The organism is Leptolyngbya subtilissima AS-A7, from assembly GCF_039962255.1.
In the GTDB taxonomy this organism is placed as follows: Bacteria; Cyanobacteriota; Cyanobacteriia; order Phormidesmidales; family Phormidesmidaceae; genus Nodosilinea.
The window spans coordinates 123,623-140,057 of sequence record NZ_JAMPKY010000007.1; the positions used below are offsets into that span (position 1 = coordinate 123,623).

Genomic DNA, 16,435 nt, shown 5'->3' on the forward strand with positions numbered 1-16,435 from the left:
CCTGGGTTTTGATGGGCGAGGTGCTGAGCGGACGGCCTAAAGCAGAGCGAACAGGCTGAGTACTAGGGGCAGCAGTTTGGTGCAGGCCTCGGCTAGCTTTGAGGCATCGGTAAGGGTCTCGGTCATGCCTTTGAGGGTGGTAGTGGCGCGTTTGACGATACCTTTGGTTTTGTCATCGGGGTTGGGTTCAGTGCCTGCGGTGGCAATGCGAGCCACGGCTTGCAGGGCTTCGGCTTTTTCCTCGTTGCTGAGTTCGCCGTCGGTTTCTACGGCGGTTTTGAGCTGGGTGAGAATGTCGCGCAGGTCGGGCTGGTCGGGAGCAGCGGGCGCAGGAATTTGATTGAGCTGGTTGGTGACCTGGCCGCTGATTTGCCCCAAGTTAAGGGTGCTGCCCGATAGGTTGACGTCGCCCCCGGCGTAGAAGCTGCCGTCGCCTGTGTTAATGGGGTTGTTCATATTGTTAATTTGTACGCTGGATAAAAATCGACTGAAGCCCAGGGAAATATCTTTAATGTCGTCGGCTCGGCGCTTTTCGGCTTCGAGTTGGGCAGCGGCGGTGGCGGCAGTGAGGCGGGCTTCATACACTTCGTCCCAAGTGCGCTCGATATCGGCTTTGTTGGTGGCTTCGGGCACTTGAATGGTAACTAGGACATCGTCGCCCTTGCGCTCAAAGCCCTGAATGGAGTCGGCGGTAATGTCGGGGTGCGTTTCGATAATGCTCTGAAATGCTGCCTTAAACGAGTCAGGGTTGACCCCGTTGCGAATGAGCAACTGCACGGTGTCGAGCATGTCTTTGAAGAATTTTTCAAAGTCGCCGGGCTGAAAGTCTTTGTCAGGATTATGGGGTCGCCGCTCTCGGTCGCCCCGCCCGTCAGGCTGCTTTCGCAGAAACACATACTGGCAGTCGATGTCTTTGAGAATGGTGGTGCTGTCGATGTTCCAGGCTTCGAGGCAGGCCCCGGTGAGTTGGGCAGCGGTGAGGTCAGTGCCGACGCAGTTGGCCTCGGTCAGCGTGGCCTCGTGAAGTTCGGCGTAGTGCAGTATTGCCCCACTTAGATTTGCACCAGTGAGATTGGCACGGTGGAGCTTGGCCCCGGCCAGGTTTGCCCCGCGCAGATCGGCGTTGCTTAGGTCTTGGTCGATGCCGTTGAGGGTGGTGAGCAGCAACCGCACGCGTGGGTCTTGCAGGATGGCGATGCCTAGGCGGGCGCGATCGAGCTGTTGAGCCTGGTGCCAGCGAACGTGGGTGAGGGTGGTGGGCCGCTGGCACCAATCGGCAAAGTTAGCGCTTTTGAGGATGGCATGGGCCAAGGTGCCCCCGGTGAGATCTGCGCTGCTAAAGGTGGTACCCCCCAGGGCCGTAAAGGCTAATCCAATAATGCGAAGATTCTCAAATTTTGGATCTCCTCTATGGCTTTTTCGACTGATATAGAGTGAAAGTAGTAAGTTTGCGAAAGCGAAAGCGAATGCAAAAACGACAGCAAAAGAAACAGCGACAGCGAAAGCGACAGCGCCAGCAATAGCGCCAGTAACAGCGAAAGCGAAAGCAAAAACAACAGCGCCAGCGCCAGCAACAGCGCCAGCAACAGCAATAGCGCCAGTAACAGCGAAAGCGCCAGCGAAAGCGAAAGCGACGGCAACAGCGAAAGCGCCAGCGAAAGCAACGGCAACAGCGAAAGCACTAGCGAAAGCAACGGCGAAAGCGAAAGCGCTAGCAAAAGCGACAGCGACAGCGAGAGCGACGCTTCCTAATGCTTTTAACGTGAAGCCTTGGCGGGCAATCGTTAAGAAAACGACGATGACTAGAACTGAACTGACTAGTCCTGCAATCAGGAATTCCTGAGAACCTTCAGTCAGCAGGTATCCAATCCAAGCTCCGGCAAAGCCTTGCAGAAATCCTGTAATGACGGAGATAAGAACGATTAAGAGCAACTGACCGACAACCCACCGCCGTTGCAACCCGGCCCTAGCGTGGCTAAAGTTTACTTCTTCCAGCGTCGCTTCCACAAACCGGGCGCTGCGAATATCTGCCCCGCTAAAGTCAGCTCTCGACAGATCTACCCTATGAAAATTGCACCCGCGCAGCACCGCACCGCGAAAGTCGCGTTCTCCGGCGGCGTAGAGGCGGGTGACTTCAGTGGCGCTCAGGCGTTTGCCCTGGTACCGGCCTGGCTTAGTCAATGAGTAGATCTCGTGTGGGTTGCTCTCAATTTAAGCGCAACCCACCCTAAAAGGCACTACCCACGCAGTTACGCTGCCTAACGACAGAGAAAACCCCGGTTTTTAAGGGCAGGGCCAGGGCTTGAGGCACGGCGCAGCAGAAACCTGGTTTCTAGCAGAGGCGATAGCATAGCCACCAATCACCAGATAGCGCACCTCATTATCGTTTAACGACTGTACAAACTCTTTGAAATCTTGGTTCAGCACCGTATTTCCAGAGGTGGTATTGCTGCCGGATAGACTCTAAAGCTTTTAGTCTGTCTGTATGGGGTTGGCTACGCCAATAGGTAGCATCTTGCTTGGGTGCATGAAGGCTAGCTCTTGTAACCACCATCTGCATAGCGCAAGGCTTTGGAACAACCACAACTGGTATTTTCTCCCTAGCTAAACCCATTGTAAATCACCTGGATAGCCTAGGGTGTCTAGGCTCCCGTTCAGAAACCAGCGCACAGATTGGTGCCGCGACCGGCGAAAAATTCGCTACCCTAAACGGTCGTGTAGCGTAGGCAGCAACAAGGATGGCAGCAATGGAGATAGTAGGCAAAATTGCGGTGGGTTTAGCCCTCGGGGCGACCCTAGTCAGCGGCGGGCTAGGGCCAGCTCTGGCGAAGATGCCAACGCCGACGGCGGCAGAAGTCAGCTTAGACAGCCGCCTGAAGCAGACGCGATCGCAGTCCTACCGCTATGCCATGCTGGCGGGCTACTCCGCCGCCGAACTGGGAGACTACCACACGGCATTGATCAACTTTCGCCGGGCGCTGACGTTTCGGCCGGGTGATCGCTACGCCAACGCCGGCATACGCAATATGCAAACCTATATCGCCCAAGAGCGGGCCGAGGCCGCCAAACAGGCCGAAATTGTCCAGCGCCAGGCAACTTTAGCCAGGGCTGTGGAAGCCAGCGATTGGGCCTGTGCCGCTGCCTCGGTCGATCGCTTAGTGGTGCTGATACCGCCCACCTCCGCCGATCGCGCTCGGCTGATTGCCTACCGAGGCGAGCTTGCCGGGTTCATTCAGGCCAGGGCCAACTTAGAGCAATGGTCTACAGTTTGCCCCGGCGGTCAGGTTTAGTCGGTCAACGCTCCCTGAGGGATGAACATCGACGCGGCATAATAACTATTGGGTTCACACCCAGCTGTCTTTGCCCCATTGTCTTTTGCAAATGAACTACCTGGTTGCCGTTTTAGACAATCGCATCAAAGCCGAAGAAGCCTACAGCGCCCTTGAAGAAGCCAGTCTGCCCACAGATAACTTCGACATCTTGGGCAAAGGCTTCAAGAGCGCCGACGAATACGGGCTTGTCGACCCCGCCGACCAGGCCTGGAATCAAATTCGACTGATGGCGGTGTGGCTGGTGCCCTTTGGTTTCGCTGCTGGGTTCATGTTCAACATCATTACCGGGCTAGATACCTTTGCCTTCACGGGGCGGTTGGGCAACCAGATCATCGGTGGGTTGCTCGGGGCGATTGGGGGATCGATGGGAGCCTACTTTATTGGCGGCGGCATGGGCATTCTCGGCAGTGGCGATGCCCTCTCGTACCGCAACCGACTCGATGACGGCAAATTTTTAGTGGTAGTGCGCGGCTCCGAAGCAGTGATTCGCCAGGCTACCCCCATTCTGCGCAAGTTTCGTCCCGAGAATATCCAGGGCTACACAGGGAGATAGGGGCTATGCCATCTTCCAAAACCGCCGATGTGATCGTGATTGGCAGCGGCATTGGTGGCCTGTGCTGTGGCGCGCTGCTGGCCCGCTATGGCTATAGCGTCACCGTCTGCGAAAGTCACACCATTGCGGGCGGAGCAGCCCACGGCTTTGAGCGCCAGGGGTTCATCTTTGATTCGGGGCCATCCCTCTACTCGGGAATGTCGTACCGGGCTTCCACCAACCCCCTGCGCCACGTGCTCGATGCGGTGGGCGAAGGGGATAGCATTACCTGGGCCAACTACAACACCTGGGGCGTGCGCCTGCCCGAAGGCGACTTTGACACCACCGTGGGCAACGATCAGTTCGCTGACGTGCTGCGCGATCTGCGGGGGGAGACCGCTGTTCAAGAGTGGCGTCGCCTGCAAAAAGCGATGGTGCCCCTAGGCAAAGCGGCCACTGCCCTCCCCCCCGCCGCTCTGAGGTTAGATCTGGGTGCGGTGCAAACCGTGGCTCCCTACACTTGGGAACTGCTGCGCAATGCTCCAGTGTTCACCCAGTCCAGCAAACCCTTCAGCACCGTGCTCGATCGCACCACCCGCGACCCCTTCATTCGCAACTGGATGAACATGCTGTGCTTTTTGCTGTCGGGTCTGCCCGCCGAGGGCACCAGCACTGCGGAAATGGCCTTTATGTTTGCCGAGTGGTATCGGCCCGGCGTCACGCTGGACTATCCCATGGGCGGCAGCGCAGCTCTAGTCAATGCCTTGGTGCGCGGGCTAGAGAAGTACGGCGGCACTCTGCGTTTGGGCGCTCACGTTAAAGAAATCTTGGTAGAAGGCGGGCAGGCAACGGGCGTTGCCCTCCGCTCTGGAGAAGTCCTCAGCGCAGGCACCGTGATCTCTAACGCCTCTATTTGGGACACGCTCAAGCTAGTACCCGATGGGACGCTGCCCAAGGCATTCGTAGAAGAACGCCAGGCTACTCCCGAGTGCCCTAGCTTTCTACACCTGCACTTGGGCATCGACGGCGAGGGACTTCCCCCTGACTTGGCCTGCCACTACATCACCGTAGAGGATTGGGAACGGGGCATTGACGCTCCGCAAAATCTCATCGTCATGTCGATTCCCACGGTGCTCGACCCGTCGCTGGCTCCACCGGGCAAGCACACCATCCACGTCTACACCCCCGCCACTGAGCCCTATGAACTGTGGCAGGGGTGCGATCGCCGCAGCCCCGAATATGCCCAGCTCAAGGCAGAACGGGCAGAACCCCTCTGGCAGGCCCTAGAGCGCATCATCCCCGACGTGCGCCAACGGGTAGAGGTAGAATTGGTCGGCACTCCCCTCACCCACGAACGCTTTTTGCGCTGCCACCGGGGCAGCTACGGTCCCGCCATCTCGGTTCAAGATGGCCTCTTCCCAGGGCCAAAGACCCCGCTTGAGGGGCTGCTCTGCGTGGGCGGTTCTACCTTCCCCGGCATCGGACTACCGGCGGTAGCCGCTTGCGGCTTGATGACTGCCAACACCCTGGCTTCGGTCAGCCAGCACCGCCAAATGTTGCGGGAGGTATTGGGCTAGTCGCTTCTCCGCCTACCCTAAGCGGCATCATCCTCCACGCCTAGGTTGGCTCACGCCAGAAGGTCAGATTTTCGCCAATCGGCTGCAACGTGGTGCCGGGATAGTAGAACTGCAAAATGCGAGGATAGGCCCAGCCCAGGCTGCCCAGGCGGTATGACCCAGTTTGACTCAGGCCAACGCCATGACCCCAGCCGCCGCCCACAAAGCGGTAGCCCGTGATCTGTCCTGAAGCAGGGGTACCAGGGGAAGTATTGCCCGCTGCCGGAGCCTGATACATCGGCTCGACATAGAACAGCAGGCTGCGGGGAGCCGTGAGCACCCGCACAATTTCATCCTTCTTGAGCTGCACCACACCCAGGTCGGTTTCGATATCGATCGCCTGCACCCGACCCGAGTCAGCCCGTTCTGAAACGCGCACCGATCGCACCTGGGTCAGCCCTGCCATCGGGTGCTGGCGACGGCCCAGGTAGGTTTTTAGATCTTGGGTGATTTCGGCCAAGGGGCTCTCATTGCGCCAGCGAAACAGCTCCCAGGTGTCTTCGTTGAAGCCTTTGTCGATGGCCATAAAGGCGCGAATCGCCTCCTCGGAGCTGAGGGGGTACTGGTTGATATCCCACAGGCCGTTGACGGTATCGACCACCGGGCGCAGGTAGGGGCGATCGGGGCCATCCCACACGTCGCTAAAGGCGGCGGTAATGCCCCCGGTGGTGGAAGAGTACAGGGCATCTACTAGCTCGTTTTGGTAAGTGAGCACCTGACCTTGGGTGGCTTGAATGGCCTGATCGGCCACGGGCGCGGTGCCGGTCAGCCCTCGGTAGACCTGGCACTGGGTGTCGGCGCAAAGCTCATAGTCGTCAATGGCAAAGCGGCGCAGATTGCGCAGGGCATAGGTGCGGGCCAGCACTGCCTGGGCCTGAATGGCGGGCACTGGCGCACTGGCACCAATCTCGTGGGGCACTACTCCGCGCAGGTAGGTTTCGATCGGCACGCTGTTGACTAGGGTGTAGGTGCCGTAGGTGTTGGGCTGTACCCGCAGGGTGCCGCCGTAGACGCGGGTGACGGGCGGCTCGCCGGGCTGGGTGACACGCACCCGTCCGCCGCTGGCGCGAATATCGAGGGTGTCGCGGCCGTAGCGATAGCCGTTGGCCTCAAAATAGGTGCGGGGAATTTGACCCACCACTTCGCTGTCGAGAAAGACTTCGGTAAAGCCCTGGGCTTGCAGGTTTTTGACCAGCAGGCGACGCACTAGGGGGCTGTTGTAGGTTTCACGGTTGGCCCACACTTCCCAACTGCCGGGCTGAGCGATCTCGGGCTCGATGCCGCGATCGCGCCACTGCTGGGCGCTGTATTCGGCGGTCTCAAAGCTGCGGTGGTTGCTGAGCACCACGCGCTCGCCTAGGGTGGCCTCGGGCAGTTGCTCAGGGGTGAGGCCGATCACCACTCGCGTTGCGGTTACGGTTTGGGGCTGGCCCTGGGTGTCAAAGCTGAGGGTGAGCTGCTCACCGGGCAGGGCTTCGAGGGTGATGCGGTCTTGTAGGTTTTCGCCAAAGCGCTGCACAATGCCTACTTGAATCACCGGGTTTTGGGCGGCGGGGGCGGGGGCGGCGATGGCGGTGGTGAGGGCGATCGCCATGCCGCCCACCGCTCCTAACCATCGCGATCGCCGATGGCCTAGGGGTTGAAGCTGAAGCCGGGGCGGGGAGAGCGTAGCCATAGTGCGCTAACGAAGTAGGGTGCTGCCCGCTGTTTGTGCAGTCGGGTCAGAGCAATTCTAGCGGCTCAGACCCTTAAGGGTGGGAATAGTTCCTGGGTCTATTCTCGATGGGGACAGGCAATTCCTAAACCGCCGCCTCTTACCAGCGGCACAGCTTGTGCTCCAAATCTACCTATTGTTGACTTGGGACAAGATGAAATCATATCCATGGTCAAAACGAGGGATCATTCGGCAATTGAGTTGACTGAGTTCTTCAACAATGTCGGGACTGTCAAAATCTTTGGAGTTTCGATTCAAAAAACATGCCTGCTTAGGCCTAAAATTTTGCAAGTGGCTGATGACTGATGCGTATACCAAAGCATCCTGGGGAGCTAAGTCGTACCTAGTTTCAAACTCTGCTGCACTGCTTAAAACCTCGGCTGTGAGGGCAATAATTTCGCCAACTTCCACAATGCGCTGACGGCACTGAACAAAGCGAGAGCGCTCTTCTTCGTTGCTTTGTACTAATAAACTGGCGATATCTTGAATGCTCTGAATTCGGCTGGCGTAGGATGCTGTGCGTGAAAGCTGGCTCAGTTCAGCATTCAATAATTGTTGAAGTTCACGACGGTTGCGGCTTTGGCGAGTCAACTTTTCGTGAGGTTCGGCCAAACTGTAGGCTGGCATGATGAGTTTTGCCTGCTCAGCCTCACAAAGGGAAAGAATCTGCTCGCAATCAGAGCATTGCTCTTGTTCGAAGGTCAGCTCTAGGACAAAGTTGGTTTCAGCGTAAATATTCACGCTGCTGCCTCGTGTTCAAATTTGCCTCCAGATAGGGCATTGTTTAAGCCTGACTCGACAAGCCACTGTAGGGACTCATCGCGGGCTTCTGGTGCTTGCTTAGAGTGGAGCAGTTCTCCAAGCCACGAAGCAACAATGAGTTCAAGGCTCTGCCCGCTAATCTGGTCGGCGGTTACCCCAGCCTTATCAAAATAGGGCTGAAGGATAGGACGAGCATCGATGGTGTAGGTCGGGTCGCTCTGCTCGGGATGAGCCTCGGCATCTGCCCACAGGTAAAACCTATCTGGGAAGGCTATTAGAAAGTAAGGGGCATTGGGAAAGGTGCCGTGGGCCAGAATGTTGCGACGAAGTGCTGCGGCCCAGGCTGGCGATGCGTTGGTTTTGCCTTTGACTTCAACTACTAGGGTGAGTTTGCCGTTGCGATCGCTAACGGAAAGATCCCAGCCCATGTCGCGAGTGAAAGCCATAGCGGGTTCGCATTGGAAGGTGACTACTCAATTATATTGGGCACAGCACCCGGTAAAGCATGGTGTTGAGCAGGAAATTTATTCGAATGGTTGGGGTGTTGATGGAAAAATCTTTTTTTAAGACACAGTAGGTTGGGAATAATATTGCACTGAGATTGTTGGGTTTCCTGCGTCAACACAGCTATAGGAGAGATGCGATCGCACTATAGGTCTTTATCGCTGCCACTGCCAACATAGGAAGCTGTTTCAATTAATTTATCAAGTTTGTTCTCTAAACGCCTCAATGCCTCTGGTGCTGAGAATCACCATGATAATGATGCACTGATTTAACAAAGCCATCCTGATACTCCACTTGAAGATCACAGGAAGCCTGGCACGTTAACCCATACTCACTGTAAGAATCACTAAGAGCTTGAAAGCTAGGGCCTGCACCGCCACATCGAGCGCTTCTTTGGCACCCGCTAACTCGACTTCGTCGCGATCGACGGCACCTGCGGCAAAGACCCCTTCCAAGACTTCATCGTCTTTTCGGCCTGCGCCTACGGGGCCAAAGGCCAAATCAACCTCGACGACGACCCACCCACCGTCCGCTACCAAAAGTGGTCGCTGGAAAAGGATGTCTCTATGGTTACCTACATCCCCGTCCCCTTCTCCGAATTTGCCGATGTCGTAGACCAAGATCGGCCCGAAACCTTTCTTGTCTCTGATAACGAACGGGTAGACCTCTCCAGTATCGATACCAAAATGATGGAGCTGGCCGAAATCTACCTGGCCTACAACGTTGCCACCTCCTCTTCCCTCGAAGCACCCAAGGTCATCCTGCTTGACAGATCTCCCTCCAGCATCCTGGCGAGCGTGGCCATCCAGCCCGAGGCCATTCCCATGCTCAACTTCCCCTTCGACCGTCGTCACCTTACCGTCGATGACGCCACCGTCGCCCTGGCCCACCCCTTCAACCCAGTCCTTGGCATTCCCACTACCAAAAAGTTCAGCCAGTACATGGCGCTGATCGCCGAGTTCCACCACCAGCGCACCCAGTCCCTCAACCTTGACGACTTCGCTGCCCGCCACCACCTTTCCGTAGATGACCTAGACGGAGCGATCCGCTACCTCACTAAGGCTCGCTGCCGAGGGCAAGATCCCCTCCCCCCCTTCGCCCGGCTCGAAACTCGCCAAGGCAACCACCACCTCACTACCGACGTCAACTGCATCACCTCCTGGGACTATTGCGTGTCCCTGTTCGAACACATCTGCCGCCGCCTCTTTATCGAAAAAGATCAAAAGGCCCTCGTCTATGAAACTCCCGACGACTACGGTGTCGTCCGCCAGCGCTGGATGTCGCCCAACGACGTGGGCTTCCTCATCGCTGTCGGCATCCGCGCCTTGATCGAAGTCTGCTGGAACCGCAAGATTCTGCTCACCGGCATCATCAAAGACTCTGCTTCTCGCTACCTCACCCGCAACTACCTGGGCGTGATGAAACAGCTCGGCGCCCAGGGTTACCCCAACCTCGCTGACCTGGATGTGCGTCAACTGCCCTGGACCGATCGCATTTTCCTCGAACTGCTACCCCTCGCCGACGAAACCCTCACCACCCCCTGGTCATCCATCGAGTTCGACTCCACCTACATGACCCTCCACGCCCGCGCCAAGGCCGACGGCAGCCCAGAAATCTCAGGCGTACAGGGGTTCATCGTGGCTCCAGAGCGACTATTTGCGCGATCGCTGGCCCAATTTTTTCTCAAGCGAGATAAGGCCACCCCTCTGATGGGGCACGTTGTATTTATAGATAGGCTTATCTACCCCGAGTGGGACCGGTCCGGGCTTGACCAGGTCACCATTGAAACTAAGGCTCTGGGACGCATTCAGCCCCTCTGTTACCGCACCAAGAATGACACCAATCTGGCCCAGTTCATCAACATGTATCTGCTCGACGTCCTTACCCGCAACCATTTCCCCGAGGTAATCGGCTACCCCGATCCGCTCCACAAGGCCGACTGGGGAGCTAAGACCGTGGGCAAGCGCATTCAGGGCATTATCCGGTCGTCCGCCTACTCCTTCCGTTCTCAGCCCCTGAGCCGCACCTTCCGCACTATCCGCGACTCCTTCCACCGCTCCTGACCTTGAGGCCCACCATGTTTGTACGCGACCTGAGCGGCATTCTCATGAAAATTGAGGAGAACGAAGTCACCCGCTACCGCTACGAACTCTGGTTCGACTATACCCGACAGGCTATGAACACCATCGCCGAGGGGGCCATGCTGGCAGTGCCCAACTTCGCTAGCGACCAGCAGCAGACCTGCTACAGCATCCTCGAAGTCACTGGCATTTTGCCCATGCACTATGCCCTCGGCACCGATACTGGCGGCTACCCAGGTTTCATCACCGAGGCCGCCCGCAACGCCGGCCAAGACTGGATCACCCAAGACGTCCTCTCCACCGAAGACACCACCAAAATTCGCTGTATCGCTGTCCCCACCAATCTGGAGGTGGTCGAAGTCGCCTTCTCCCCCAATGGCACTGGCCCCACCATTCAAGAAGAGAGCAACGTGCCTATGGTGGGGCACGAAGTCCACCTGCTAGATACCGCCATGACCGAGCAGGTCGCCAACCTCTCCCTCGACCTGGAGAACGAAAGCCTGATCCAGATCGGAGCCCTCGTCCGCGACGAAAACGTGCGCGTCTACTTGCGGGTGGAAGAGCTGATCAAAGTCCACTTCGGCATCTTCGGCTTCACTGGGGCCGGTAAGTCAAACCTGCTCAGCACGCTAATGCGCAAGCTGCTGACGGAGGTAAAGTCGGAGCCAGTCAAGATCGTCATCTTTGACTTGATGAGCGAATACACCGGCCTGCTGCTCGATCAGCTGGTGCAGCTACAGGAAGGCTTTATCGTCAACATTGGGGCGCAGACCAGCCCCGAGTCGGTGATTACCTACTACAGCGATCTATCTAAGCAGAACAAAGCACTAAATTTCTCTAATTTGGAAAGGGCCACAAAGGACTTCGTTAACTCTACTGTTTTGCCAAAAGCTTTGAAGCGGCAGCAGTCATCCCTTCATCGACCTGCTGCAATTTTCTTGCATGAACATAAAATGCGGTTCTGGCAGCAAAAAAATACTGTGGGCGACGCCCTGGCCGCCGCCAAAGAGCAGTTCAAGGGCAATATGGGGGCCTGCGGGCGGGATGTGCTCAAGTTGCTCAAGGAAATGGATCGGCTCTACGGCAGCAAGGGAATTGATGGGTCGCTCGCAGAAACAATCGAGTCCGACATCGAAGCCTTCGTCGACGACTACAACGAAGATGCTTCTAAAAATAAGGCAACTAAGAAACCCATTACGCCTACAGCCCAAACCAACCTCGATACCGTCGTCAGCGTGCTTAAGGCCCAAGCCCAGCAGTACAACATCGATATCCCCGCCAGTGTCACCGTCTCCATTCCCCAGATCGTCGATTGGCTCAACGACGACAGCCAAAGTAGCCTAATCATCGTCCAATCCCATAACCCCGATGATCTACGCGACTTTGCTGCCAAGCTCTCCTACGTCGCTTACGAGTCGCGGCGGCGCACCGGCCGCATTACACCCCTTGTTTCCCTCATCTTCGATGAGGCCGACGAGTTTATCCCCGGCAAGAGCAGCAGCGACAGCCAAAAGCACTCTAAAGCTGCAGTGATGACCTTGGCCCGCCGGGGTCGTAAGTTTGGCTTGGGCATTGGCATCTCTACCCAGCGCATCGCCAACCTCGACGTCAACACCCACCCCACACCTACTTTGTGTCGAAGCTGCCCAGGGAGTATGACCGCCGGGCGATCGCCGAAGCATTTGGCATCTCCGAAGACATGTTCCGTCAGACCTTGCCACTGGTCTAGAGACGCTGTCGATTCCAATCCACACCGAAGACGCTAACCACAACATTCTCGACTTTGTTGAGCAGCAAAGTTCAGCCCACCCATAACTATTTCAACGGCAGCCCTAGTTTTTACCCCAGCCAAATTCCCCTACGTTAGAGGTTTGCTCAGTTGGCAGTGTCGGCATCAATACCCCTTCTGCCGTCAGTAAAGCTTTATGGATTGTGATAGACCATTGAGATACGATTTATTGACAATTCTTAAAGCCCTTGAGAAATAAAGCTTTTCAGAGGTTTGATTACGCCCTTCACATGGAAGAGGTCACTGATTCGAAACCGGTATCGCCCATACATTAGTTTTGACAAGTCAGCACTTGCAGGCACGTTGCAAATGTTGAACTGTCAAAGTCTATTGAACTAATGCTGGTCTAGAAAGCCTCTTACCCAAAACTCGTCCAGCCACTGTTGAATAATTAGCGTTAGCGGCAGGGCTAACAGCAGACCTAAAAAGCCGAAGAATGCGGCAAAAATAACCTGAGACAGTAGGGTTATTGCCGGTAGTAGGGAAACCTGTTTCTTCATGACCAGCGGAGTCAAAATATTACTCTCAATCTGCTGAATCACGATATAGAGGACGACTACTGCGATCGCTTTCCAGGGAGCTTCGAGTAGGGCGATCGCAGCAGGCGGAATTACGCTGATAAAGGGGCCAAGATTAGGGATGAATGCAAGCAGCCCTGCCAGCAATCCGTTGGCAAAGGCTAGGGGGATGCCCAAAATCCAGAGGCCAATCATGCTCAACAAAGCGATAATCGTCATGTTGAAAAGGATGCCAATGAACCAGCCTGCGATCGCCTCTTCGCAGCCGTCTAGCACTCGACTTATCTGTTGTTTTCTAGACGACGGAAAGACCCTGAGCAAGAGTCTTCGGTAGGCCATCGGATTTAACAGCACCATGATGATGACAACCGACACCAACAGCAGGTTGAAAACAACGGTTAGGGTGTTGGAAAACCATAGGAAGAAGCGGCCAAATATGATGTCTAGATCTAATGCCTGAAGCTGACCTAGGATAGCTTCAAGACTTTGGAGATCTTCGATGGCAAACCCCGGCAATATGTTTCCTAAAGCCACAAGCCAAGACTGCGATCTATCAACAACTTGACCGGCAAGACCCATCAAATCTTGAAGCTGGTCAACAAAGGGAGGAACAATAATTATCCCAAACCCTCCCATGACTAATAGAACAGCGCTGGTTAAAATAAGAACGGCTATTCTGCGATCGGGAATTCGTTTTTGCAGGAGTCTGACTGCGCGGTTGAGCACTACGGCAAAGGTGATTGCTGTCAATGCTAGCAATAGTACGTTGCGAATCTGCCAAAAAATATAAAGACAGACTCCTAAAAGTACTAAGCTTAACCACTGGCTAAAAATCACTTAAGATTCCTGCAATACAAACTCGGTAAGATTTAGTTGAAAATACTTGAACTTCCATAAATCGCACAATTTTCTTGTTCGGATGCATCCGACATAAGAGCACTCGAGCGAGAAGTACGTTGACTATCAAAATGCTACTACTTATTTTCTGTTAGTAACGCACGAACGAGCCTTCTGCCTAGCTGGCAAATTTAATACCTGGCAAAAATGCTCTTTACCAAGAACTTTGTTTGTGTGTAAATAATGTGATTTTGTTCTCAGCAGATTCAAACTTGATACTAAGTCTGAAACCTGACTTCCTATCTAAAATTTATGGCTGCCGAGGGTAGAAGGTCATCTTCCTCAAGAATCATATTGACTTAACTATGTCTTTGTATAGATAGAAGTAGGAACTAAAGACAGATGCCATGCGTATCCAAACACTCTTTAATTGAGACAGATAAGGATTAGGCTAAGAAACTCTATGGATATCTTGAGGCTTATAGCAGCCATTTTTCTGCCGCCCCTTGGAGTTTTTCTTCAGGAAGGGATTGGCACTCAGTTTTGGATTAACATTTTGCTTACGCTTTTGGGGTATATTCCCGGTATTATTCATGCAGTCTGGATTATCGTGAAGCGGTAGATTGCATTCATATTCCTAAGATTTTATGCTGCGGTTAAGCCTTGCTTTTTCAAAAGCAAGGTATTTTTTTGTGTTTTATATTTCTCGGGAAAATATTTTTATTTGGTGTTCGCTAGTTTCGCTTCTGTACGCAAGGTAGAACTTTTGAAGCTGCACTAAGGATTGTCTGTAATGTTACTCAATCTAAAATTAAGGAAAGCGGCTAATTGCTAACTTTTGATGTGGACTAATGGTTTCAATTCTTCTTGGGGCTAGGGAAAATAATGCTAACGCAAACAGGTCAATTTGCTTTGGCGGTGTCAAAAGATAGAGGTACGACCGTTGAGAACTCTAGCGCGGGAAGGATGGTTCAGGCTGTTTTAACGGGTACAAATTTATTACCTTCAGTAGAGTACGTCTGAGCTAAGACAAAGAGCTTGGTGAAGCTGTAGAGAAATATTTTCCTCGGTAGTTTTGTTTGTAGCTAGAAAGCTAACCGTATAGGTAGTGTCAATGAATATTCAAGAATTAACCCCGCCAGGACAACAGCCTGAAAAGTGGATTGAACGCTTAGCGCGGTTTGGCTATGCGGCTAAAGGTATTGTCTACATGATTGTCGGGTTGCTGGCTGTGATGGCTGCCTTTGATTGGGGTGGAAGAATAACCGGTACCGAGGGGGCTTTTCAGACGATCGCATCTCAACCCTTTGGCAAGCTGATGCTGTTTATAGTAGCCATAGGGCTACTAGGGTATGTTCTCTGGCAGTTTGTGCAAGCGATTAAAGATCCAGAGCACCAGGACAGCGGGGCAGCGGCCATTGGCAGACGCCTCGGCTACGCGGCTAGTGGGCTAATCTATAGCGGCTTGGCCTTCTCTGCTCTAAAGCTGGTCTTTGGCCGCTCGTCGGGTGGTGGTTCTGGCAGTGAACAGCAAACGGCCACATTGCTCTCTCAACCCTTTGGTCGGTGGTTGGTAGCCGCCGTTGGCGTAGCCAGTGTGGCCTACGGGTTTTATTCGTTTTATCGAGCTTATTCTACCGAGTTTCGCCGCAAGCTTAAGCTGTCTGAAATGAGCGCTAATACCGAGAAGTGGATCACTCGTATTGGCCGATTTGGCTATGCTGCCAAGGGAGTGGTCGCTGTTATTATCGGCTACTTCTTTATTCAAGCGGCCCGGGCGGCCGATGCCAGCCAGGCTGGCACGACTGAAGGCGCTCTGCAGGCCATTCAGAAGCAGCCCCACGGAGCCTGGCTGATGGGAATTGTTGCCCTTGGCCTGGTTGCCTACGGCATTCATCTCGAAGTTCAGGCTCGCTACCGCCGCATTTCCCCTTAGCGACGCGCTGCATTTACATACATTGCCGATAGATAGAGGTGCTACTATACACCTCTTCTGTTGTGGCGATGGGTAGTTAACGCGGCATGGCACGTTGGGTAACGGCTCAGACTTTCAGACAGGGTTGGTATCAGTTTTGGCAAGACTGTCACAAAGTGCCCCAAGCAGTATGGCGGCGGTGGGCAGGCACGCTGGCAATCGGTCTGGGGCTGTGTGCGTTGGTCACTTTAACGCTTACTGTGTGGGCTAAGGGGCATGTTGACCAGGGCCTACAGGATTGGGATGTGCGGCTGTTGCCGGTGCTAGCTGAGGGTTTGCCGCTGAGTTTTTCGAAAGCGATCACGTGGGAATCGCCGGGTAACTTAATCGGCATGCTGCCCATCGTGGGGGGATTTGTGGGGGTGATGGTGGCGCGATCGCGCCCTCTGCTAGCCGCCACCATGATGGCCGCCTACGGGCTGCAATTTGCCTTGGTGTGGATTGGCTGGGGTTACTGGAACCGAGATCGGCCCGATTTGATCGTTGGTGGCATCGCGGCTCCGGGGCTGCATTCGTTTCCGTCGGGGCACGCGGTGGTGGTGATTACGGTGTATGGGCTGCTGGCCTATCTGTGGTACCAGGCCTCTCGCAGTTGGGTTGAAAGGCTGCTGATTATCTTGGGCGTAACGGGTTGGATTGGCATGATTGTCAGTTCACGCCTGGTGTTGGGAGCCCACTGGCCCAGCGATGTGATCATGGGTGTGATTGTTGGGGTGCTGTGGTTGACGACGGTAATTGTTGCCCTAAAACGGGTGGAAGACGCGATTTAGGGCAG

15 protein-coding genes and 1 pseudogene are annotated in these 16,435 nt (G+C 54.8%); 8 read left to right on the forward strand and 8 right to left on the reverse strand.

The annotated features are described in order from the left end of the window. Window positions 1-36 precede the first annotated feature (36 nt). The 3 genes and pseudogenes from NC979_RS16085 to NC979_RS25390 form a co-directional block, all read right to left on the reverse strand. Window positions 37-1,311 carry a pentapeptide repeat-containing protein gene (locus NC979_RS16085; protein WP_242023947.1) on the reverse strand — a complete coding sequence of 425 codons (1,275 nt, stop codon included), beginning with the start codon at window positions 1,309-1,311 and terminating at the stop codon, window positions 37-39. Window positions 1,312-1,367: 56 nt separating this feature from the next. After that, window positions 1,368-1,682 carry a hypothetical protein gene (locus NC979_RS16090; protein ID WP_242021527.1) on the reverse strand — a complete coding sequence of 105 codons (315 nt, stop codon included), beginning with the start codon at window positions 1,680-1,682 and terminating at the stop codon, window positions 1,368-1,370. A 298-nt stretch (window positions 1,683-1,980) separates the two neighbouring features. Next, window positions 1,981-2,181, reverse strand: a pseudogene (locus NC979_RS25390) (pentapeptide repeat-containing protein); the annotation flags it as partial. A gap of 566 nt (window positions 2,182-2,747) precedes the next feature. Here NC979_RS25390 and NC979_RS16095 point away from each other — a divergent pair. The 3 genes from NC979_RS16095 (at window position 2,748) to NC979_RS16105 (ending at window position 5,441) form a co-directional block, all read left to right on the forward strand. After that, entirely contained in the window at window positions 2,748-3,290 is a 543-nt protein-coding gene (locus tag NC979_RS16095; protein WP_242023948.1) for a hypothetical protein, read from the forward strand. A 91-nt stretch (window positions 3,291-3,381) separates the two neighbouring features. Beyond that, entirely contained in the window at window positions 3,382-3,885 is a 504-nt protein-coding gene (locus NC979_RS16100) for a hypothetical protein (protein WP_190517361.1), read from the forward strand. A gap of 5 nt (window positions 3,886-3,890) precedes the next feature. Then, window positions 3,891-5,441, forward strand: a complete 1,551-nt coding sequence (locus NC979_RS16105) for a phytoene desaturase family protein (RefSeq protein ID WP_190517363.1) — start codon at window positions 3,891-3,893, stop codon at window positions 5,439-5,441. Window positions 5,442-5,481: 40 nt separating this feature from the next. Here the strand turns inward: NC979_RS16105 and NC979_RS16110 are convergent, their stop codons facing one another. The 4 genes from NC979_RS16110 to NC979_RS16125 form a co-directional block, all read right to left on the reverse strand. Further along, entirely contained in the window at window positions 5,482-7,155 is a 1,674-nt protein-coding gene (locus NC979_RS16110) for a SpoIID/LytB domain-containing protein (protein ID WP_190517366.1), read from the reverse strand. 168 nt (window positions 7,156-7,323) lie between these two features. Then, complete coding sequence (locus NC979_RS16115; RefSeq protein WP_190517368.1) at window positions 7,324-7,935, reverse strand: PIN domain-containing protein; 612 nt, start codon at window positions 7,933-7,935, stop codon at window positions 7,324-7,326. Next, window positions 7,932-8,402, reverse strand: a complete 471-nt coding sequence (locus NC979_RS16120) for a hypothetical protein (protein WP_190517370.1) — start codon at window positions 8,400-8,402, stop codon at window positions 7,932-7,934. The genes NC979_RS16115 and NC979_RS16120 overlap by 4 nt, the downstream gene beginning before the upstream one ends. Window positions 8,403-8,780: 378 nt before the next feature. Then, complete coding sequence (locus tag NC979_RS16125) at window positions 8,781-8,999, reverse strand: hypothetical protein (RefSeq protein WP_190517372.1); 219 nt, start codon at window positions 8,997-8,999, stop codon at window positions 8,781-8,783. 27 nt (window positions 9,000-9,026) lie between these two features. Between NC979_RS16125 and NC979_RS16130 the strand changes: the two genes are divergently transcribed. After that, complete coding sequence (locus tag NC979_RS16130) at window positions 9,027-10,523, forward strand: hypothetical protein (protein WP_190517375.1); 1,497 nt, start codon at window positions 9,027-9,029, stop codon at window positions 10,521-10,523. A 14-nt stretch (window positions 10,524-10,537) separates the two neighbouring features. After that, window positions 10,538-12,307 (forward strand): ATP-binding protein, encoded by a 1,770-nt coding sequence (locus NC979_RS16135; RefSeq protein ID WP_190517377.1) that lies wholly within the window; start codon window positions 10,538-10,540, stop codon window positions 12,305-12,307. Between the two features lie 358 nt (window positions 12,308-12,665). On the opposite strand, the gene NC979_RS16140 is transcribed toward NC979_RS16135, so the two are convergent. Continuing rightward, window positions 12,666-13,685 (reverse strand): AI-2E family transporter, encoded by a 1,020-nt coding sequence (locus tag NC979_RS16140; protein WP_190517379.1) that lies wholly within the window; start codon window positions 13,683-13,685, stop codon window positions 12,666-12,668. A gap of 463 nt (window positions 13,686-14,148) precedes the next feature. On the opposite strand from NC979_RS16140, the gene NC979_RS16145 reads away from it, so the two are divergent. The 3 genes from NC979_RS16145 to NC979_RS16155 all read left to right on the forward strand — a co-directional run bounded on the left by NC979_RS16145 (window position 14,149) and on the right by NC979_RS16155 (window position 16,430). After that, the gene (locus NC979_RS16145; protein WP_190517382.1) at window positions 14,149-14,307 is read left to right on the forward strand and encodes a YqaE/Pmp3 family membrane protein; all 159 of its coding nucleotides are present in this window, start codon (window positions 14,149-14,151) and stop codon (window positions 14,305-14,307) included. 492 nt (window positions 14,308-14,799) lie between these two features. Further along, entirely contained in the window at window positions 14,800-15,621 is an 822-nt protein-coding gene (locus tag NC979_RS16150) for a DUF1206 domain-containing protein (RefSeq protein WP_190517384.1), read from the forward strand. An 86-nt stretch (window positions 15,622-15,707) separates the two neighbouring features. Continuing rightward, window positions 15,708-16,430, forward strand: a complete 723-nt coding sequence (locus NC979_RS16155; protein ID WP_199308746.1) for a phosphatase PAP2 family protein — start codon at window positions 15,708-15,710, stop codon at window positions 16,428-16,430. The last annotated feature ends 5 nt before the right edge of the window (window positions 16,431-16,435 follow it).